This is a genomic window from Streptomyces tamarix, assembly GCF_032423885.1.
GTDB lineage: Bacteria > Actinomycetota > Actinomycetes > Streptomycetales > Streptomycetaceae > Streptomyces > Streptomyces tamarix.
This window is the reverse complement of sequence record NZ_JAWCTQ010000040.1, coordinates 38,922-60,195: the sequence shown is the minus strand read 5'-3', so window position 1 is coordinate 60,195 and position 21,274 is coordinate 38,922. Positions and strand designations below refer to the sequence as shown.

Sequence of the window (21,274 nt, the reverse complement as noted above, 5' to 3'; positions counted from 1 at the left end):
GGCCGGGACACACCGCCCGCGGCGGCACGGCGGCAACCGTGCCCCGCGCGGCCGCGCGGCGGCGCGGGGCGCGTCCGGGGCGAGCAGCGCCGGCCCGCCGCGGCCGGGGTGCACGCGCGCGTGACGCGACGCGGGCGGCGGCACGGCGGCCCGCCCGGGCGGCGCCCCGTGCGACCCGGCCGCCGGTGCCCCCCGGCGGCCGGGGGAGGGGCCGGGGAGCCGGTCCGTTCCGTCAAGCCGCCACTGCCGCCCGCCGGGGGCCGGGCGGTGCGGTCCACGGCGGCGCGCACCTTCGCCACCGCCCCCGCCGACCGGGCCGTCCCCGCGACCGGACCGCGCTCGTCGCACCCGCCGCGCACACGGTCGGCACGGCCGTGCTCGGCGGCGCCCCCGGGGCCCGGGCCGTCGCCGTGCTCGGTGTCGTCCTCCCGAGCCGGCGCCCGGGGCCCGGGCCATCGCCGCGCTCGCCGCCCCCGTCTTCGTACGGGCGACGGCGACCCGGTGGGGGACGGACCCCTTCCCGCGACCTCGTCCGCCGGGTCCCCGCCGGTCCGCGCGGACGGGTCCTCGACGGGCCCGTCCGCTTCGCGCCCGCTCCGGCGGACCGCCCGCCGCGGCGTCAGGACATGCGCAGCGCCAGGAAGAAGTCCAGCTTGTCCTCCAGGCGCGACAGGTCGCGATCCGTCAGCTGCTCGATGCGGCCCACGCGGTACCGCAGCGTGTTGACGTGCAGATGCAGCCGGGTCGCGCAGCGCGTCCAGGAGCCGTCGCAGTCGAGGAACGCCTCCAGGGTGGGGATCAGCTCCGCCCGGTGGCGCCGGTCGTAGTCGCGCAGCGGGTCCAGGAGCCGTGCCGTGAACGCGCGGCGCACGTCGTCCGGGACGAACGGCAGCAGCAGCACGTGCGACGCCAGCTCGTGGTGGCCCGCCGCGCAGACCCGGCCGGGGCGCGCCGCCGCGACCCGGCGGGCGTGCCGGGCCTCCTCCAGGGCGCCGCGCAGCCCCTCCGCCGAGTGCACGGTCGCGCTGACGCCCAGCGTGAGCCGCCCGTCGTCGGCGAGGCCCGCCGACAGCGGCGCCCGCACGGCGGCCAGCAGCCGCTCCGCGTGCAGCCCGGGCCCGGCGCCGTCCGCCGCCGCCCCGGTGCCCGGCCGCTCCGCCCCGCCGTCCGCCGCGGTGTCCTCGTCGGACGCGGGCGCCGGGTCGGCGACCGGCAGCGGTACGAGCGCGATCGCCTCGTCCCCGGAGTGCGCCACGGCGATCCGGTCGGCCGGGTCCGCCCCCGTCGCCGCCGGGTCGACCAGCACCTCCTCCAGCAGCGACTGCGCGACCGGACCCGCCTCGACGGCGCCGTCCCCGCTCCACTCGACGCGCGCCACGACGACCTGCCAGTGCGGGGCCGTACCCAGCCCGGGCAGCAGGACCGGCGCGGCCACCCGCAGCCGGGCCGCGACCTCCGCGGGCGCGGCGCCCGCCTGCACCAGCTCCAGCACCTCCTGGGCGAGCCGGCGCCGTACCGTGCGCGCGGCGTCCCGGCGGTCGCGCTCCACGGCGATCAGCTGCGTGACGCCCTGGAGCAGGTCCAGCCGCGCCGCCGGCCAGTCACCGGCGTCCGCCTCCACGGCGAGCAGCCAGTCCGACAACACCGTCTCGCGCACGTCCCGGGCCGCCGGTGCGGCGCCGCGTCCGGTGTTGCGGATCGGGAAGAGCGAGTACGTGGTCCCCCCGACCTGCGCCCGGTGCGGGCCGCGCCGCCCGGCGCGGGCCGCGGCCAGGTGCTCGCCGGCGAGGGCGGAGGCCACGTCGGCGGGCAGCGGCGCGCCGGCGCCCGCGACGCGCCGCCCGGTCGGAGACAGGACCCAGGCGCGCAGGTCCAGGTCGGAGCCGAGCAGGTCGAGGACGACCTCGGGCCCGCCGCCGGCCGGACCGGAGGTCATCAGCCGCCGGTGCCGGTCGACGACCGCGGCGAGGTCCCCGGCGCGCTCCCCGGACACCTGTCGAACGACATGTTCCGTGATCTTCGCGAACGCGACGGACTCGTGGACCGCGAAGAGGGGCAGCCGGTGGCGCGAACACGCCTGCACGAGGTCGTCCGGGACGGCGCCCAGCTCCGCCTCGCCGGCCGCGAGCCCCGCCACTCCGGCGGCCGCCAGGATCCGCACGAACGGCTCGGAGTCCGCCGCGTCCCGCCGCCACGCCAGGCCGGTGAGGACCAGCTCACCGCCGGACAGGTAGCGGCTGGGGTCCCTGAGGTCCGTGGTCATGACGCCGCGCACGGCGCGGTCGAGCTCGTCCTCGCCGCCGAGCAGCCGCAGCCCCAGCGCGTCGGTCTCCAGCAGTGCGCGCAGCCGCATGTCCTTGCCGCCGATCCTTCTCGTGGTGTCTCGTCGGAAACGGTGACCCGCGTCACCGTTTCCGGGGGAAAACGAAGAGGTTACCGATCCCCGTCTTTCGTTCGAATCTACAAGACGGTGGGCGCCGCCAGCCAATTCCTTCATGTTTTCGGTGACTGCACCGGGCGGAGCACGGGTGGGTGTACTGAGCCCGTCAAGCGTGAACACCACAGGAACACCCCAGGGCCGGCCGTCCCCGAGCCCCGGTGGACATCCCGGTCACACCGATCAAAGAGAGCCACTCATGGACTTCCTTCGCCCCGCCAGCTGGGAGGAGGCGCTCGCCGCCAAGGCGGAGCACCCCACGGCTGTGCCCATCGCGGGTGGCACCGATGTCATGGTCGAGATCAACTTCGACCACCGGCGGCCCGAGTACCTCCTGGACCTCAACCGCGTCGAGCCGCTCGGCGAGTGGGAGGTCGGCGAGGAGACCGTCCGGCTGGGCGCCTCCGTCCCGTACGCCCGCATCATGGAGCACCTGCGGGCCGAGCTGCCCGGCCTCGCCCTGGCCTCCCACACCGTCGCCTCGCCGCAGATCCGCAACCGCGGCGGCGTCGGCGGCAACCTCGGCACCGCGTCCCCCGCCGGGGACGCCCACCCCGCGCTGCTCGCCGCCGGGGCCGAGGTCGAGGTCGAGTCGGTGCGCGGCACCCGCCTCATCCCCATCGACGCGTTCTTCACGGGCGTGAAGCGCAACGCCCTCCAGCCGGACGAGCTCATCAGGGCCGTCCACATCCGGAAGGCCGACGGCCCGCAGCAGTACTCCAAGGTGGGTACCCGCAACGCCATGGTGATCGCGGTCTGCGCCTTCGGCATCGCCCTCCACCCGGAGACCCGCACGGTCCGCACGGGCATCGGCTCCGCGGCCCCCACCCCGATCCGGGCGCGGGAGGCCGAGGAGTTCCTGAACGCCGCGCTGGAAGAGGGCGGCTTCTGGGACAACGGCAAGATCATCACCCCGTCGATCGCCAAGCAGTTCGCGGAGCTGGCCTCCGCCGCCTGCAACCCGATCGACGACGTACGCGGCACCGCCCGGTACCGGCGGCACGCCGTCGGCATCATGGCCCGCCGCACCCTCGGCTGGACCTGGGAACAGTACCGCGGCAGCGCCCGCACACTCGAAGGAGCGGCATGACCATGCGCGTCCACTTCACGGTCAACGGCCGTCCGCAGCAGGCCGACGACGTCTGGGAGGGCGAGTCCCTCCTCTACGTCCTGCGGGAGCGCCTCGGCCTCCCCGGCTCCAAGAACGCCTGCGAGCAGGGCGAGTGCGGCTCGTGCACCGTCCGCCTCGACGGCGTCCCCGTCTGCTCGTGCCTCGTCGCCGCGGGCCAGGTCGAGGGCCGCGAGGTCGTCACCGTCGAGGGCCTCGCCGACTACGCCCGGCAGCGCGCCGAGGGCGGCTCCGGCGCCTCCGGGGCCCACGGCACGAGCCCGGAGGACGCCAAGGGCTGGTCCGCGCACGGCACCGGCCCGCGGCCCGGAGAGGGCGCCCCCTCCCCGCACGCGGCGCTCGCCCCCATCCAGCAGGCGTTCATCGACGCGGGCGCCGTCCAGTGCGGCTTCTGCACCCCGGGCCTGCTCGTCGCGGCCGACGAGATGCTGGAGCGCAACCCGTCCCCGACGGACGAGGACATCCGCGAGGCGCTCTCCGGCAACCTCTGCCGCTGCACCGGCTACGAGAAGATCCTGGACGCCGTCCGCCTGGCGGCCGCCCGCCAGGAACGTCAGGGAGAGGCGGTCTGACCCCCATGACCACGGCGCAGAACACCCGGGCCGCCGCGGCCCCGGCCGGCACCCCCACCCAGGTCACCCAGGGCTCCCAGGGCACCAGGGGCGGCATCGGCGAGTCCACCCTCCGCCCCGACGGCACCCTCAAGGTCACCGGCGAGTTCGCCTACTCGTCCGACATGTGGCACGAGGACATGCTGTGGGGCCAGATCCTCCGGTCGCCCGTCGCCCACGCCGAGATCGTCTCCATCGACACCTCCGAGGCCCTCGCCCAGGCCGGCGTGTACGCCGTCCTCACCCACGACGACCTGCCGACCGCGGTGAGGCACTACGGCCTGGAGATCCGCGACACCCCGGTCCTCGCCCACCGCGTCGTACGCCACCACGGCGAACCCGTCGCCGTGGTCGCCGCCGACCACCCCGAGACCGCGCGGCGCGCCGCCGCCAAGATCAAGGTCGAGTACCGGGAGCTGCCCGTCGTCACCGACGAGGCGTCCGCCCTCGCCCCCGGCGCGCCGGTCCTGCACCCGGACCGCGACGACCACCACGCCGACCACGTCCCGCACCCGAACGTCCTGCACCGCCAGCCGATCGTCCGCGGCGACGTCGGGGCGGCCCGCGCGCGGGCCGACGTGATCGTCGAGGGCGAGTACACCTTCGGCATGCAGGACCAGGCGTTCCTCGGCCCGGAGTCCGGTCTGGCCGTGCCCGCCGAGGACGGCGGGGTCGACCTGTACGTCGCCACGCAGTGGCTGCACTCCGACCTCCGCCAGATCGCCCCCGTCCTCGGCCTGCCCGAGGAGAAGGTCCGCATGACGCTCTCCGGCGTCGGCGGCGCCTTCGGCGGCCGCGAGGACCTGTCGATGCAGATCCACGCCTGCCTGCTGGCCCTGCGCACGGGCAAGCCCGTCAAGATCGTCTACAACCGCTTCGAGTCGTTCTTCGGACACGTCCACCGCCACCCGGCGAAGCTGCACTACGAGCACGGCGCCACCAAGGACGGCAGGCTCACCCACATGAAGTGCCGGATCGTGCTGGACGGCGGCGCCTACGCCTCCGCCTCCCCGGCCGTCGTCGGCAACGCCGCCTCCCTCTCCGCCGGCCCGTACGCCATCGACGCCGTCGACATCGAGGCGCTCGCCCTCTACACCAACAACCCGCCCTGCGGCGCCATGCGCGGCTTCGGCGCCGTCCAGGCGTGCTTCGCGTACGAGGCGCAGATGGACAAGCTCGCCGCGAAGCTCGACATGGACCCGGTCGAGTTCCGCCGGCTCAACGCCATGGAACAGGGGACGGTCATGCCGACCGGGCAGCGCGTCGACTCCCCGGCCCCGGTCGCCGAGCTGCTGCGCCGGGTCAAGGCCCGCCCGCTGCCGCCGGAGCGCCAGTGGGAGAGCACCGAGGGGGCCGACGTGCGCGCCCTGCCCGGCGGCCTGTCCAACACGACGCACGGCGAGGGGGTCGTCCGGGGCGTCGGCTACGCCGTCGGCATCAAGAACGTCGGCTTCTCGGAGGGCTTCGACGACTACTCCACCGCCCGGGTGCGCCTGGAGGTCGTCAACGGCGAGGCCGTCGCCGCCGTCCACACCGCGATGGCGGAGGTCGGCCAGGGCGGCGTCACCGTCCACGCCCAGATCGCCCGTACGGAACTGGGGGTCACCCGGGTGACGATCCACCCCGCCGACACGCGCGTCGGCTCCGCCGGCTCCACCTCCGCCTCCCGCCAGACGTACGTCACCGGCGGCGCCGTGAAGAACTCCTGCGAACTGGTCCGGGAGAAGGTCCTGGAGCTGGGCCGCCGCAAGTTCGGCACCTACCACCCGGCCTGGGCCCACGCCGAGCTGCTCCTGGAGAACGGCAAGGTCGTCACCGACAACGGCGAGGTCCTCGCCGACCTGGCGGACGTCCTGGAGGACGAGGTCGTCGAGGTCGAGGCCGAGTGGCGGCACCGCCCCACCGAGCCCTTCGACCGGCTCACCGGCCAGGGCAACGGCCACGTCCAGTACTCGTTCGCCGCCCACCGCGCCGTCGTCGAGGTGGACACCGAACTGGGCCTCGTCAAGGTCGTCGAGCTGGCCTGCGCCCAGGACGTCGGCAAGGCCCTCAACCCGCTGTCCGTCGTCGGCCAGATCCAGGGCGGCACCACCCAGGGCCTGGGCATGGCGCTCATGGAGGAGATCGTCGTCGACCCGAAGACCGCGAAGGTGAAGAACCCCTCCTTCACGGACTACCTCATCCCCACCATCCTCGACACGCCGACGATCCCCGTCGACGTGCTCGAACTCGCCGACGAGCACGCCCCCTACGGGCTGCGCGGCATCGGCGAGGCCCCGACCCTGTCGTCCACCCCGGCCGTCCTCGCGGCGATCCGGAACGCGACGGGGCTGGAGCTGAACAGGACGCCGGTGCGCCCCGAGCACCTCACCGGCACGGCATGACCGCGGGGGGTCCCTCCCCCCGCACCCCACGGCCCTCCGGGCGGCGCGCCTCCACCGGGAACGTCACAGGTCCGCGGCCCGCGCCGCCCGGAGCCCCCCACGCACCACCCCGTTCGTCTCGGGCCGTCCCCCGGGTCGTGCAGCCAGGCAGCATCCCAAATCCCGCGCACGGGGCCCGGAACCGGAGCCCCGCGGGTGCCCCTGTGAACCTTGGGAGTAGGCACCATGACCCAGTCGTCAGTGGAGCCGGAGACCGCGTCGAAGGACGCGGGCGACGGCTCACGCGTCCCCGCCGGACGGTCTTGGCCCGACCGGTACTTTCACATCACCCGCAGAGGATCCTCCGTCGCGCGCGAGGTGCGCGGCGGCGTCACGACCTTCATGGCCATGGCGTACATCCTCCTGCTCAACCCGCTGCTCCTCGGCGGCGCGGACGTGCTCGGGAACGAGCTGAGCCAGCCCGCCCTGATCACGGCCACCGCCCTCGCGGCGGCGGTCACCACCCTGGCGATGGGCCTTATCGGCAGGGTCCCGCTCGCGCTGGCGGCGGGCCTCAGCGTCGCGGGCGTCGTCTCCACCCAGGTCGCGCCCCACATGACCTGGCCGCAGGCCATGGGCATGTGCGTCGTCTACGGCGCGGTGATCTGCCTCCTGGTGGTCACCGGCGTCCGCGAAGTCATCATGAACGCGATACCCCTGGCCCTGAAGCACGGCATCACGATGGGCATCGGCCTCTTCATCGCGATGATCGGCTTCGTCAACGCGGGCTTCGTCGGCAAGGGCCAGGGCGGCGGCCCCGTCACCCTCGGCGTCGGCGGCTCGCTCACCGGCTGGCCGGTCGTCCTGTTCACCGTCACCCTGCTGCTGATCTTCATGCTCCAGGCCCGCAAGGTCCCCGGCGCCATCCTCCTCGGCATCGCCGTCGGCACGGTCGCCTCCGTCGCCGCCACCGCGACCGGCCTGATCGAGGAGACGGCGTGGGGCGGCCGGCCGCCCGTCCTGCACGGCGGCATCGTCTCCATGCCGGACTTCTCGCTCCTCGGGCAGGTCGAGTTCGGCGGCTGGGAGCAGCTCGGCTACGCCACCGTCGGCACGATCGTCTTCACGCTGGTGCTGGCCGGCTTCTTCGACGCGATGGCCACCATCATCGCCGTCGGCCAGGAGGCCGGGCTCGCCGACGCCCGCGGCCGGATGCCCGGCCTCAACAAGGCGCTGTTCATCGACGGGGCGGGCGGGGCGGTCGGCGGCGTCACCAGCGCCTCCGGCCAGACCGTGTTCATCGAGTCCGCGACCGGTGTCGGCGAGGGCGCCCGCACCGGCCTGTCCTCCTCGGTCACCGGCCTGCTCTTCGCCGCCTGCCTGTTCTTCACCCCGCTCACCCAGCTCGTCCCCGGCCAGGTCGCCTCCGCCGCCCTGGTCGTGATCGGCGCGATGATGCTGCAGAACGCCCGCCACGTCGACTGGGGCGACTGGTCGGTGGCCGTGCCGGTCTTCCTGACGGTCGTGCTGATGCCGTTCACGTACACGATCACCACGGGGGTCGGCGCCGGTGTCATCGCCCACTGCGCGATCAAGGCCGCACAGGGCAGGTGGCGCGAGCCCAGCGCCCTGATGTGGATCCTCTCCGCGGTGTTCGTCCTCTACTTCGCCACCGGCGCCGGACACTGACGGTCCCGCCCCCTCCCCACCACCGTTTCGCAGCCAAGGAGGCCGCCATGCTGGACATCGCCGACGAGCTCGGCCCGTGGGTCGAGCAGGGACGCGCGTGCGCCGTCGCCACGGTCGTGGCGGTCACCGGCAGCGCGCCCCGGCTGCCCGGTGCCGCGCTCGCCGTGGACCGCGACGGCACCGCGATCGGCTCGGTCTCCGGCGGCTGTGTGGAGGGGGCCGTCTACGAACTGTGCCGGCAGGCGATCGAGGACGGCGAGACCGTCGTCGAACGCTTCGGCTACAGCGACGAGGACGCCTTCGCGGTCGGCCTGACCTGCGGCGGGGTCATCGACGTCCTCGTCACCCCGGTCCGCGGCGGGGTCTACCCCGACGCGCTGGCCGCCGCCGCGGGCGGGCGGGCCGCGGCCCTCGTCCGCGTCGTCGACGGCCCGCGCGAGCTGATGGGCACGGCCCTCCTCGTACGGCCCGACGGCGCGTACGAGGGCGGCCTGGGCGGCCATCCCGAACTGGACCGTACGGCCGCCGCCGAGGCCCGCGCCCTGCTGGACGCCGGCCGCACCGGTACGGTCACCGTCGGCGCGGAGGGCGCCCGGTGCGGGCAGCCGCTCACCCTGCTCGTCGAGTCGAGCGTCCCGCCGCCCCGCATGATCGTCTTCGGCGCCGTCGACTTCGCCTCCGCGCTCGTCCGCGTCGGCAAGTTCCTCGGCTACCACGTGACCGTCTGCGACGCCCGCCCGGTCTTCGCGACCCCCGCCCGCTTCCCCGAGGCGGACGAGATCGCCGTCGCCTGGCCGCACGAGTACCTGGACGCCACCGAGGTCGACGCCCGCACGGCGCTGTGCGTCCTCACCCACGACGCCAAGTTCGACATCCCGCTCCTCCGGCGCGCCCTGCGCCTCCCCGTCGCGTACGTCGGCGCCATGGGGTCCCGCCGCACCCACGAGGACCGCGTGCGGCGGCTGCGCGAGGCCGGCGTCACCGAGCGCGAGCTGGCCCGCCTGCGCTCGCCGATCGGCCTCGACCTGGGCGCCCGCACCCCGGAGGAGACGGCCCTGTCGATCGGCGCCGAGATCGTCGCCGACCGCCGGGGCGGCAGCGGCGCCTCCCTGACCGGCGCCCGCACCCCGATCCACCACGACGGGCCGACCGCCACCGACGGCCGGATGGAGCCGGCCGCCTGACCCTTCGTCCGGGAGACGGCCCCTTGGCCCGGTCCGGGGTGCCGGGCCGGGCGGAGAGGACCCAGCGCCGGTCGGCGGCTCCGGCCCGGACGGGCCGCGCCCGGCCTCCGGCCCGCTCCTTCGCGACTCCTGCGGTGTAAGGGCCTTGACGGGCGCACGGGACGGGCGGGAGTCTCGGTGGGAGCGCTCCCAAGCCTCCTCCGACCCATGACGAAGGGCTGTCCATGAGCCTGCGCACCCGCGCCCGCGGCCGCCTCAGAGCCGCCGCCGCCCTGCTGACCCTCCCGCTCGCCCTGACCGCCGGCCTCCTCACCGGCCCCGCCGCCGCCCAGGAGGGCGTCGCCGCGCGGGAGGGCGCCGCGCCGTCCGCCCGCGGCACCGCCCTGCACGTCCCCGCCCCCAACCCGGGCGCCCTCACCCAGGTGAAGGAGCTCGTACGGGAGGGGCGGTTCACCGACGCGGTCGGGCTGCTGCGCATGGTCCGCACCCCGCAGGCCGTCTGGTACCACGCCGGGACGCCGCAGGAGGTCCACGACGAGGTCCGCGCCGTCGTCCGCAAGGCCGCCCGCGAGGGCACCGTCCCGGTGCTCGCCCTGTACAACATCCCCGGCCGCGACTGCTCCAACTACTCGGGTGGCGGTGCCTCCACCACCGCCGAGTACCAGGCGTGGGTCGACGCCGTCGCCCGCGCCATCGGCGGTCGCCAGGCGATCGTCGTCCTCGAACCCGACTCCCTCGCGCTGCTGCCCTCCGACTGCGGCCAGGACGACGCCCAGGGCACCCGTACCGCCGCCCGCTACACCGAGGTCCGGTACGCCGCCTCCCTCCTCGCCGGGCTGCCCCGCACCAAGGTCTACCTCGACGCCGGGCACCCCGGCTGGCACGGCGTCCGCTCCCTCGTGCCCCGCCTCCTCAAGGGCGGCGTCGACGACGCCACCGGCTTCTACCTGAACGTCTCGAACTACCACACCGACGCGGCCAACGTCCGCTACGGCAAGCTGATCTCCGCCTGCCTGGCGTACGCGGCCGACGGCGGCGACGCGGCGCACTGCCCCGACCAGTGGACGCCGCCCGCCGAGGCCGACGCCTGGATCGCCGAGCACGTGCGCACCGACCCGGCGCGGATGAAGCACTTCGTCACCGACTCCAGCCGCAACGGCCGCGGCCCCTGGACCGCGCCCGCCGGCGTCTACCCGGACCCGCAGGAGTGGTGCAACCCGCCGGACCGCGGCCTGGGCGCCCGCCCGACGACCCGCACCGGCGAGCCGCTCCACGACGCGCGCCTCTGGATCAAGATCCCCGGCGAGTCGGACGGCCTGTGCCTGCGCGGGACCCCCGGCCCCGAGGACCCCGCCCGCGGCATGGTCGACCCCAAGGCGGGCGCCTGGTTCCCGGAGCAGGCCCTGGAGCTCGTACGGCTGGCCCAGCCGCCGATCGTCTGAGGCGCCGCGGCCGGACCGGCCGGCGGCCCCCGAGCCGCCGGCCGGTCAGTCCAGGACCTGCGTCAGCTCGTGCCGGGTCGCCGTGTGGACGACCCGGCCACGGGCCCCGTTGACGAGCGGCAGGTACGGCGGCACGTGACCGCACTCCACGTCCGCGATCAGCGGGACGCCCAGCGGCCCCAGCGCGTCCAGCACCGCCTCGGCCTGCGTCAGCGACGGCGAGTCGGGCGCCGACGTGCGGCCGATCAGGACGGCGTTGGCGGCGTCGAAGAACCCGGCGAGCCGCATCCCGTGCAGGGCGCGGCAGACGCCGAACGCGTCGTCCTCGCAGACCTCCACGTACACGAGCAGCCCCTCGGGGGCGTGGGCGCGGGCGAACGCGGGCACGTCCCCGTACGGGGTCCCGGCGAGGTGGCACAGCGTGTCGACGCAGCCGCCGATCAGGCGCCCCTCGACGTCCACGTCGCCGTCGCCGTCCAGCCGCGTCCACGTGCCGGCGGCGTCCAACGCCAGCGTGTCGGCGTGCGGGTCGGCCGCCCAGTCGTCCCAGCCGGAGGAGCGGTGGCGGCCCGGCGGGGTCTGCGCGAACCGGCCGCCCTCCGGCAGCGCCACCACGTCCAGCCAGGACAGCAGCCCCTTTGGCGTCCGGTACGGGGTGTCCATGAGGTTGTTGCCGTGGAGCGTGGCCGTGCCGGTGAGCAGGGTCAGCGGGGTGATGAGGGTCGAGACGTCGGAGAAGCCCACGAACCAGGTCGGTTCGGCGTCCCGCAGCCGGTCCCAGTCGAGCAGCGGGACGAGGTCGATCGCCGTCTCCCCGCCCCACGGCGGCACGACGGCCCGCACGTCCGGGTCGGTCAGCATCGCCGTCAGCTCGGCCGCGCGGTCGGCGGCCGGGGCGCTGAGGTGCCCGGAGCCGTCCATGCAGTCGCCCACCACGACCTCGTACCCGCGTGCCTCCACCGCGCGGACCGCCACGTCGAGCCGCGCGCGGAGCTCTTCGGACACCCCGCTCGACGGGGACGTGACGGCGATCCGGTCGCCGGGGCGCAGGGGACGGGGGTAGCGAATCGGCATGCGGGGGATTCTGGCACGCCGAACGCCCCGGTCGCGCCCGGGTTTCCCCCGCCCCGCCCGCCGCCGTGCCGGGGCGGGGCGCGGCGTACCGGGTCCACCGCGGGGCGGGCGGCCACCGGCCCTTCCGGCCGGGTGCGACGGGAACCCGCCAGATCCCCGCGAGCGGCTTCCGGGGCCGTGCGCACGCCCGCCGCACCGGGGATGATGGTGCGTCCAGCACGTCGGAGACCCAGTACGTCCGCAGTCCAGCAGATCCGGCGAGTCCGGCAGTTCCGTCAGTTGTCCCCCGAGGATGCGATCGGAAAGGCGGGTTCTTTTGCGCAGTGTCGGAGTGGAGGAGGAACTCCTCCTCGTGGACCCGCGATCGGGGGAGCCGCGCGCGCTCTCCGAAGAGGTGTTGGCCATCGCGGCCAGGCACCACCAGGGGCGGGCCCACGCCTTCACCAAGGAGTTGCACGGCCAGCAGCTCGAGTTCGGGACGGTGCCCCGGACCACCATGGGCGAGGTGGCCGAAGAGATCGAGCGGTGCCGCGCCGGTGCGGCGCGGCTCGCCGCCGAGGCGGGCGCCGCCGTCGTGGCGCTGGCGACCTCGCCGCTGCCCGTGGGGCCCGCCGTCACCGAGGGCAGGCGCTACCGGTGGATCCAGGAGCACTTCGGGCTGACCGCCCTGGAGCAGCTCACCTGCGGCTGCCACGTCCACGTCTCGGTCACCTCCGACGAGGAGGGCGTGGCCGTGCTCGACCGGATCAGGCCGTGGCTGTCGGTACTGGTCGCGCTGAGCGCCAACTCGCCCTTCTGGCAGGGCGGGGACAGCGGCTACCACAGCTACCGCAGCCGCGTGTGGGGCCGCCTGCCGTCGGTGGGGCCGGTGGAGCTGTTCGGCTCCGCCGACGGCTACCACCGGCGGGTGCGCGACCTGCTCGCCACGGGAGTCCTCCAGGACGAGGGGATGGTCTACTTCGACGCCCGGCTCTCCCGGCACTACCCGACGGTGGAGATCCGCGCCGCCGACGTCTGCCTGGACGCCTCGACGACCGTCCTCGTCGCGACGCTCGCCCGGGCCCTCGTCGACACGGCCGCGCGGCACTGGAGGGAGGGCCGGCCGCCCGAGGACCACGGCATCGGGCTGCTGAGGGCCGCCGCCTGGCGGGCCGCCCGGTCCGGGCTGGACGGCGAGCTGGTCCACCCGCACACCATGCGGCCCGCCCCGGCCGAGCACGTCGTCCGGGCGCTGTTCCGGCACGTCGAGGAGGCGCTCGACGACAACGGCGACCACGCCCGCGCCCGCAAGTCCCTCGACGACCTGCTGAGCGGCGGCAACGGCGCCCGCGTCCAGCGCCGGCTGCTGCGGCGGCACGGCACGCTGGGGGCCGTCGTCACGGAGTGCGTACGGCGTACGCAGGAGGGGGTGCGCTGACGGGGCCGGCCGCGAGCGGGCGCCCCGGTGTGACCGCTCCGGACCGGGGCAGGCGTATCCCGTCCGGGAAGCGACGAACAGGGAGTACGCACCATGTCCGCGAAACGGAAGACGCCCGCCAAGGTCCAGCAGGCCAAGGGGGCGGTCAAGGAGAACGTGGGCCGCGCGGTCGGGAACGAGGACATGGCCGCCGAGGGCCGCACCGAGCGCGCCCAGGCCGACCTGCGCGAGGCGGGCCGGAAGGCCAAGGACGCCTTCAAGCGTTGAACCGGCCGGCCGCCGGCGCCGCACCGCCCCCGCACGCCACCGTGCGGGGGCGGTGCGCGTGCGCGGGCCCGGCGCCCGTTTGCACCGCGCGCGGGTGCCGGGAAGTGTGACCTGGTCCAGGCTGGATACGCGGAGGAGGCGAAACCGCAGCAGACCGGGAGCCAGCCATGGGAACCGAAGAGACGATGGGCGACGAGGTCTACCAGCCCGACCCCACCGACGACCGCGAGATCCTGGAGGACCACGGGATCCTCGACGACGAGGACACCCTCTCCGACCGCGCCACCAACCCGTACGAGGAGGGCTACTCGCCCCCGGAGCGGCCCCTCGCCGCCGACGACGTCGGCACCACCGCCCGCGAGCAGCGCGAGGGCGAGTCCCTCGACCGGCGGCTGTCCCGGGAGGTTCCCGACCCCGCCCTGCGCACCGACGACGCCGAGGCGGCCTCCGACGGCATCGGCGACCTGCCCGGCGGCATGGGCGAGCCGTACGACGACCAGGTCGGCCAGGACCGGTCGGGCCGGCTCGTCGCGCCCGACGAGGGCGCCCACACCGACACGGAGAAGGACGTCGTGGGCCGGGACGTGGGCATCGACGGCGGGGCCGCGTCCGCCGAGGAGGCCGCCGTCCACCTCATACCCGAGCCGAGCGAGGAGGGCGAGGGGGACCGGGGGTACGTGGGGGACACCGGGATCGGGGGGGACACCGGAGACGAGCGGAGCGGCTGACCGGCCCCCGCCTCCCACCCCACCACCGGAAAGGCCCAGCCCCGTGCAGCCGACGACGCCCCCGCCCGACGCGTACCACTCCGAGGTCACCCTGCGGGTGAACGGAACGCTCCGCGCGCTCACCGTCGACCACCGCACCACCCTCCTCGACGCGCTGCGCGAGGGGCTGGGCCTGACCGGCGCCAAGAAGGGCTGCGACCACGGCCAGTGCGGCGCCTGCACCGTCCTCGTCGACGGGCGCCGCGCCAACGGCTGCCTGCTCCTCGCGGTCGCCCTCGACGGCTGCGACGTCACCACCGTCGAAGGCGTCGCCCAGGACGGCGGCGACCGGCTCCACCCGCTCCAGCAGGCGTTCCTCGACCGCGACGCCTTCCAGTGCGGCTACTGCACCCCCGGCCAGCTCTGCTCCGCCCTCGGCATGCTCGACGAGGCCGCCGCCGGCCACCCCTCCCTGGCGACCGACCCGGACGCGCCGCCCGCCCAGGGCCCCGTCCCGCTCACCCCGGACGAGATCCGCGAGCGGATGAGCGGCAACCTCTGCCGCTGCGGCGCCTATCCCCACATCGTCCAGGCCGTCGAGGACGTGATCCGGTGAGGCCCTTCGCGTACGTCCGCGCCCGCACGGTCCAGGAGGCGACCGCCGCCCACGCCGCGCACCCCGGCGCCCGCTACCTCGCCGGCGGCACCAACCTCGTCGACCTGATGAAACTCGGCGTCGAGACCCCCGAGACCCTCGTCGACATCGGCCGCCTGCCGCTCGACGCCGTCGAGGAGCTCCCCGACGGCGGCCTGCGCGTCGGCGCCACCGTCCGCAACAGCGACCTCGCCGCGCACCCCCTCGTCCGCGCCCGCTACGCCGCCGTGTCCCGCGCGCTCCTCTCCGGCGCCTCCGGACAGCTCCGCAACACCGCCACCACCGGCGGCAACCTCCTCCAGCGCACCCGCTGCCCCTACTTCCAGGACCTCACCAAACCCTGCAACAAGCGCGTCCCCGGCAGCGGCTGCGGCGCCCGCGACGGCGTCCACCGCGACCACGCGGTGCTCGGCCACTCGCCCCTGTGCATCGCCACCCACCCCTCCGACCTCGCCGTCGCCCTCGCCGCCCTCGACGCCGACGTGGAACTCCACGGCCCGGACGGCGAACGCACCGTGCCCGTCACCGACTTCCACCGGCTCCCCGGCGCCCACCCCGAACTGGACACCGTCATCCGGCCCGGGGAACTGATCACCGCCGTCACCCTGCCCGCCGCCACCGCCGGGCTGCCCTCCGCGTACCGCAAGGCCCGCGACCGCGCCTCCTACGCCTTCGCCCTCGTCTCGGTCGCCGCCGTCCTCGACCTCGACGCCGGCGGCGCGGTGCGCCGCTTGGGCCTGGCGTTCGGCGGGCTCGCGCACCGGCCCTGGCGCGCCCGCCGCGCCGAGGCCGCCCTCCTGGGCGCCGCTCCCACCCCCGAGAACGTCTCCCGCGCCGTCGCCGCCGAACTGGACGCCGCCGAGCCGCTCCGCGACAACGCGTACAAGGTCCCCCTCGCCCACCGGCTCGCCCAAGACGTCGTCGGCGGTCTCGCCGGCACCCACCGCACCTGACCGGAGAACCGGAGCACCCATGGCCGCCTCCCCGCACTCCCTCGGCACCCCCGCCGAGCGCATCGAGGGCCGCGACAAGGTCACCGGCGCCGCCCGCTACGCCGCCGAGCACACCCCGCCCGGCTGCGCCCACGCCTGGCCCGTCCCCGTCGGCGTCGCCTGCGGCCGCGTCACCCGCGTCGACACCTCCGCCGCCATGGCCCAGCCCGGCGCCCTCGCCGTCCTCACCCCGTTCAACGCGCCCCGCTTCGCCGCCCCGCCCGACGACCCCGAGCTCGACGTGCTCCAGTACGACGCCGTCCCCCACCGCGGCTGGTACGTCGCCCTCGCCGTCGCCGACACCCTGGAGAACGCCCGCGCGGTGGCCGCCGCCGTCCGCGTCGCCTGCGCCGGCCACGGCGGCGGGCCCGAACCGCACGACGTCGTCCTCGACGAGGACCACCCCGAGGCGTACACCCCCGAGAAGGCCAACGGCGGCTACCCCGCCCACCGCGAACGCGGCGACGCCGCCGCCGCGTTCGCCACCGCCCCGGTCCGCGTCGACGTCGCCTACCGCGTGCCGCCGCTGCACAACCACCCCATGGAGCCGCACGCCGCGACCGCCCACTTCGCCGGCGGCCGGCTCACCGTGTACGACTCCTGCCAGGGCGCCAACGCCGTCCGCGCCGTCCTCGCCTCCCTCTTCGACCTCCCCGAGGACCGCGTCACCGTCGTCGCCGAACACGTCGGCGGCGGCTTCGGCGGCAAGGGCACCCCCCGCCCGCACGTCGTCCTCGCGGCGATGGCCGCGATCCACACCGGCCGCCCCGTCAAGCTGGCCCTGCCCCGCCGCCACCTGCCGTCCGTCACCGGGCACCGCGCGCCGACCCTGCACCGGCTGCGCCTGGGCGCCGAACCGGACGGCACCCTCGTCTCCGTCAGCCACGAGGTCACCACCCACACCTCGCGCGTCACCGAGTTCGTCGAGCAGGCCGCCGTGCCCGCCCGCGTCATGTACGGGTCGCCGCACAGCCTCACCACCCACCGCGTCGTCCCCCTCGACGTGCCCAGCCCGTCCTGGATGCGCGCCCCCGGCGAGACCCCCGGCATGTACGCCCTGGAGTCCGCCGTGGACGAGCTCGCCGACGCCCTCGGCATGGACCCCGTCGACCTGCGGATCCTCAACGACCCCGCCACGGAGCCCGACAGCGGCCGTCCCTTCAGCAGCCGCCACCTCGTCGAGTGCCTGCGCGAGGGCGCCCGCCGCTTCGGCTGGCAGGACCGCGACCCGCGGCCCGCCGCCCGCCGCGAGGGCCCCCTCCTCATCGGCTCCGGCGTCGCCGCCTCGACCTACCCCGTGCTCGTGTCGCCGTGCGCCGCGAGCGCCACCGCCCACCCCGACGGCACGTACACCGTCCGCGTCAACGCGACCGACATCGGCACCGGCGCCCGCACGGTCCTCGCCCAGGTCGCCGCCGCCGCGCTCGCCGCGCCCCTGGAGGCGGTGCGCATCGAGATCGGCAGCACCCGCCTCCCGCGCGCGCCCCTCGCCGGCGGCTCCTCCGGCACGGCTTCCTGGGGGTGGGCCGTCCACCGGGCGTGCGCCGCCCTGGCCACCGCCGTCGCCGGGCACGGCGGGCCGCTGCCCGACGACGGGCTGACGGCCACCGCCGACACGACCGACGAGGTCCGCCGCACACCCCCGTACGCGCGGCACGCCTTCGGCGCCCAGTTCGCCGAGGTGCAGGTCGACACGGTCACCGGCGAGGTGCGCCTCCGGCGCATGCTGGGCGTCTTCGCCGCCGGGCGCATCCTCAACGCGCGCACCGCCCGCTCCCAGTTGATCGGCGGCATGGTCATGGGCCTGGGGATGGCGCTGACCGAGCACAGCACCATGGACGCCGCCCACGGCGACTTCACCGAGAGCGACCTCGCCTCCTACCACGTCCCCGCCCACGCCGACGTGCCCGCGGTGGAGGCGCACTGGATCGAGGAGGACGACGGCCTCCTCAACCCCATGGGCAGCAAGGGCGTCGGCGAGATCGGCACCGTCGGCGCGGCCGCCGCCGTCGGCAACGCCGTCCACCACGCCACGGGCGTCCGCTTCCGGGAACTGCCCCTCACCCCGGACCGGGTGCTCCCCGCGCTCCGCCCCGAGGAGGGGCTCGCCGCCTGAGCGGCCCGGTGCCCGAACGGCCCGGCCGCCGGCGTGCGGTGGCCCCCGGCGGGCCGGGCTCCCGCACGCCGGCCCGGGGGACGGGGGAGGCACAATGGGGCGGACGCCCCCGCCCCCGCACCCGCCGAAGTGAGCACCGCCGTGGCCCCCGCCTTCCAGCCCGTCCTCGACCAGATCGCGGCCGACATCGCCGCCCGACCGGGCCGGGGCCGGCCGGCGGACTACATCCCCGCGCTCGCCGAGGCCGACACCCGCCGCTTCGGCATGGCCGTCGCGGAGCTCGACGGCACGGTCTACGGGGTGGGGGACTGGCGGCACCCGTTCTCCGCGCAGTCCATCACCAAGGCGTTCACCCTCGCCCTCGCCCTCTCCCTGGAGGGCGAGGCGCTGTGGGAGCACGTGGGCCGCGAGCCGTCCGGCAACCCGTTCAACTCGCTCGTCCAGCTGGAGTACGAGAACGGCATCCCCCGCAACCCCTTCGTCAACGCCGGCGCCCTCGTCGTCACCGACCGGTTGCACACCCTGACCGGCGACGCGTCCGGCGCGCTGCGCGCGTTCCTGCGCGCCGAGAGCGGCAACGCGGAGCTGGACTTCGACGGGGAAGTCGCCGCGTCGGAGGCCGCGCACGGCGACCGCAACGCCGCCCTGGCGTACTTCATGGCCTCCTACGGCAACATCGGCAATCCCGTCCCCGACCTCCTGGAGCAGTACTTCCGCCAGTGCTCCCTGGAGGCCTCATGCGCGGACCTGGCCCGCGCCGCCGGGTTCCTGGCCCGGCACGGCATCCGCGCCGACGGCTCGTCGCTGCTCAGCCGCAGCCAGGCCAAGCAGGTCAACGCCGTGATGCTGACCTGCGGCACCTACGACGCGGCCGGCGACTTCGCCTACCGGGTCGGGCTGCCCGGCAAGAGCGGCGTCGGGGGCGGCATCGTCGCCGTCGTCCCGGGCCGCTGCACGCTGTGCGTGTGGAGCCCGGGCCTCGACGAGCGCGGCAACTCCGTCGCCGGGGTCGCCGCGCTCGACCGGTTCACGACCCTGACGGGCCTGTCCGTGTTCTGAGCGCGCCGGGCCACCAGGAGACCGGCCCGATGTCCCGCACCAGCGCCGGCACGAGCAGCGACCGGACGACCAGGGTGTCGAGGAGCACGCCGAAGGCGACGATGAACGCGATCTGGAGCAGGAACGCCAGCGGGATCACCGCGAGCGCGGCGAACGTCGCGGCGAGCACCACGCCCGCCGAGGTGATCACCCCGCCGGTCGCGGTGAGCCCCCGCAGCACGCCCTGCCGCGTGCCGTGGTGGAGCGTCTCCTCCCGGACCCGCGACATCAGGAAGATGTTGTAGTCGACGCCCAGCGCGACCAGGAACACGAACCCGTACAGCGGGACCGAGGCGTCCGTGCCGCTGAAGCCGAGCAGCCGCTCGAAGACCAGCGCCGAGACGCCCAGGGTCGCCAGGAAGTTCAGTGCCACCGTGGCCACCAGCAGCACCGGCAGCAGCAGCGAGCGCAGCAGCCCCACCAGGATCAGCAGGATGATCACCAGGACGACGGGGACGATGACCGCGCGGTCCCGCTCGGCGGTCCGCTGCGTGTCGTACTGCTGCGCCGTGTAGCCGCCCACCAGGGCGCCCGCGCCCGGTACGGCGTGGACGGCGGTCCGCAGCCGGACCAGCGCCGCCTTCGCGGCGTCGCTGTCGGGCGCGGCCTCCAGGGTGGCGTTGAGCTGGACCCGCCCCCCGACGACCAGGGGCGGGCCGCCGGGCCGCCCGGACGCGGTGACCGGCGCGACCGAGTCGACCCCGTCGGCACCTTCGGCCGCCGCGGTCACCGCGGGCAGCGCCGCGGCGTCCGCCACGATGACGGCGGGGTTGCCCGAGCCGCCGGGGAAGTGCTCGCCGAGCACCTTCCCCGCGGCGACGGACGGCGCGTCGTCGACGAAGATCTCGTCCAGCGGCACGCCCTTCGCGGTGAGCGCCGGCGCGAACGCCGCGCCCGCCAGCAACACGGCGAGCGTCCCCGCCCACACCCTGCGCGGGGCGCGGTCGACGAGGGCGGCCACCTTCGTCCACACACCGTGCCCGGCGCCCGCCGCGGCCCGCTTCGGAGCGGCCGGCCAGTACGCCGCCCGGCCCAGCAGCACCAGCACGGCGGGCAGGAAGGTCAGCGACCCCAGGACGGCGCAGACGATGCCGATGGCCCCGACCGGCCCCAGCGCCCGGTTGTTCGTGAGGTCGCTCAGGAGCAGGGCCAGCAGGCCGAGGGCGACCGTGGCGGCGCTCGCCCCGATCGGCCCGTACGACTGGCGGAGCGCCGCGCGCATCGCGGCGCGACGGTCCTCGTGGAGGACCAGCTCCTCCCGGAAGCGGGCGGCCAGCAGGAGGGCGTAGTCGGTCGCCGCGCCGATGACCAGGATGAACAGGATGCCCTGCACCTGGCCGTCGACCCGCACCACGTCCGCGTCGGCGAGGAGGTACACCACCGCGCACGCCAGGGCCAGGGCGAACACCGCGCACAGGATGACCGCGAGCGGCAGCAGCACGCTCCGGTACACCAGCAGCAGGATCAACAGGACGGCCGCGAGGGCGACGCCCAGCAGCAGCCCGTCGATCCCGGCGAACGCGTCGCTCAGGTCCGCCTGGGTCGCCGCGGGGCCGGCCAGCCAGGTCCGGGTGCCGGGCACCTCGCCGGCGGCGGCCCGGACCCGTTCGAGGACGGCGGGCAGCTCGTCCTCCAGGTCGGGCGCGAGCCGGAGCGCGCCCTGCAGCGCCTCGCCGTCCTCGGACGGCACGGCGGGGGAGGGCGTGCCCACCACGCCGGGCGTGCCCGCCAGGGAGGCGAGCGCCCGCGTCGCGGCCTCCCGCCCGGCCGGGCCCACGGCGCCCCCGCCGTCCCCGGTCCACACCACGACCAGGGGCAGCGACTCCTCCTGGCGGAACGCCCGCTGCGCGTCCAGGACGCGGGTCGACTCGGCGTCCTCGGGGAGGAACGCCGCCTGGTCGTTGGTGGCGACCTCGCCCAGCTTCCCGGCGTACGGGCCGAGACCGCCTCCGACGGCCAGCCAGACGGCGATGAGGAGGGCGGGCAGCAGCCGCCGGGCGAGGACCGGGAAGGAGGGCATGGTTCTCCTGCGGGAGGGGGATCCGTCTACTGTCTCAACGGAAAACTATCTTAATGATTGAGATACTCCGGCA

General features: G+C 75.6%; 16 protein-coding genes. 13 read left to right on the top strand and 3 right to left on the bottom strand.

Translation table 11 applies throughout. From position 1 onward, the window contains the following. Positions 1-619: 619 nt before the first annotated feature. A complete protein-coding gene (locus RND61_RS25485; protein ID WP_315880431.1) occupies positions 620-2,353 on the bottom strand; it encodes a PucR family transcriptional regulator ligand-binding domain-containing protein in 1,734 nt (577 codons plus the stop codon). A gap of 283 nt (positions 2,354-2,636) precedes the next feature. Here RND61_RS25485 and RND61_RS25480 point away from each other — a divergent pair, with 283 nt between their 5' ends. The 6 genes from RND61_RS25480 (at position 2,637) to RND61_RS25455 (ending at position 10,855) form a co-directional block, all read left to right on the top strand. Next, positions 2,637-3,527 carry an FAD binding domain-containing protein gene (locus tag RND61_RS25480; protein ID WP_315880430.1) on the top strand — a complete coding sequence of 297 codons (891 nt, stop codon included), beginning with the start codon at positions 2,637-2,639 and terminating at the stop codon, positions 3,525-3,527. A 2-nt stretch (positions 3,528-3,529) separates the two neighbouring features. Next, positions 3,530-4,138: a (2Fe-2S)-binding protein gene (locus tag RND61_RS25475; RefSeq protein ID WP_315880447.1), complete on the top strand. Its 609-nt coding sequence runs from the start codon at positions 3,530-3,532 to the stop codon at positions 4,136-4,138. A 5-nt stretch (positions 4,139-4,143) separates the two neighbouring features. Then, positions 4,144-6,561: a xanthine dehydrogenase subunit D gene (gene pucD / locus RND61_RS25470; RefSeq protein WP_315880429.1), complete on the top strand. Its 2,418-nt coding sequence runs from the start codon at positions 4,144-4,146 to the stop codon at positions 6,559-6,561. Positions 6,562-6,786: 225 nt separating this feature from the next. Further along, positions 6,787-8,229, top strand: coding sequence for an NCS2 family permease (locus RND61_RS25465; protein ID WP_315880428.1), 1,443 nt, complete (start codon positions 6,787-6,789; stop codon positions 8,227-8,229). Positions 8,230-8,276: 47 nt separating this feature from the next. Beyond that, entirely contained in the window at positions 8,277-9,413 is a 1,137-nt protein-coding gene (locus RND61_RS25460; RefSeq protein WP_315880427.1) for an XdhC/CoxI family protein, read from the top strand. A 224-nt stretch (positions 9,414-9,637) separates the two neighbouring features. Further along, entirely contained in the window at positions 9,638-10,855 is a 1,218-nt protein-coding gene (locus RND61_RS25455) for a glycoside hydrolase family 6 protein (RefSeq protein WP_315880426.1), read from the top strand. Positions 10,856-10,900: 45 nt separating this feature from the next. On the opposite strand, the gene RND61_RS25450 is transcribed toward RND61_RS25455, so the two are convergent. Then, positions 10,901-11,929, bottom strand: a complete 1,029-nt coding sequence (locus RND61_RS25450; RefSeq protein WP_315880425.1) for a S66 family peptidase — start codon at positions 11,927-11,929, stop codon at positions 10,901-10,903. A 316-nt stretch (positions 11,930-12,245) separates the two neighbouring features. Between RND61_RS25450 and RND61_RS25445 the strand changes: the two genes are divergently transcribed. From RND61_RS25445 to RND61_RS25415, 7 genes are all read left to right on the top strand, one after another. Beyond that, a complete protein-coding gene (locus RND61_RS25445) occupies positions 12,246-13,346 on the top strand; it encodes a glutamate--cysteine ligase (protein ID WP_315880424.1) in 1,101 nt (366 codons plus the stop codon). A gap of 93 nt (positions 13,347-13,439) precedes the next feature. Next, the gene (locus RND61_RS25440; protein WP_315880423.1) at positions 13,440-13,613 is read left to right on the top strand and encodes a CsbD family protein; all 174 of its coding nucleotides are present in this window, start codon (positions 13,440-13,442) and stop codon (positions 13,611-13,613) included. A gap of 167 nt (positions 13,614-13,780) precedes the next feature. Then, complete coding sequence (locus RND61_RS25435) at positions 13,781-14,341, top strand: DUF5709 domain-containing protein (protein WP_315880422.1); 561 nt, start codon at positions 13,781-13,783, stop codon at positions 14,339-14,341. Positions 14,342-14,384: 43 nt separating this feature from the next. Beyond that, a complete protein-coding gene (locus RND61_RS25430) occupies positions 14,385-14,936 on the top strand; it encodes a 2Fe-2S iron-sulfur cluster-binding protein (protein WP_315880421.1) in 552 nt (183 codons plus the stop codon). Beyond that, positions 14,933-15,928, top strand: a complete 996-nt coding sequence (locus tag RND61_RS25425) for an FAD binding domain-containing protein (RefSeq protein ID WP_315880420.1) — start codon at positions 14,933-14,935, stop codon at positions 15,926-15,928. Before RND61_RS25430 ends, RND61_RS25425 begins: the two co-directional genes overlap by 4 nt. A 19-nt stretch (positions 15,929-15,947) precedes the next feature. Further along, entirely contained in the window at positions 15,948-18,083 is a 2,136-nt protein-coding gene (locus RND61_RS25420; RefSeq protein WP_315880419.1) for a xanthine dehydrogenase family protein molybdopterin-binding subunit, read from the top strand. Between the two features lie 129 nt (positions 18,084-18,212). Further along, complete coding sequence (locus tag RND61_RS25415) at positions 18,213-19,142, top strand: glutaminase (RefSeq protein ID WP_315880418.1); 930 nt, start codon at positions 18,213-18,215, stop codon at positions 19,140-19,142. Here RND61_RS25415 and RND61_RS25410 read toward each other — a convergent pair. Beyond that, a complete protein-coding gene (locus tag RND61_RS25410; RefSeq protein WP_315880417.1) occupies positions 19,111-21,201 on the bottom strand; it encodes an MMPL family transporter in 2,091 nt (696 codons plus the stop codon). The two genes, RND61_RS25415 and RND61_RS25410, sit on opposite strands and share 32 nt — an antisense overlap. Positions 21,202-21,274: the final 73 nt, after the last annotated feature.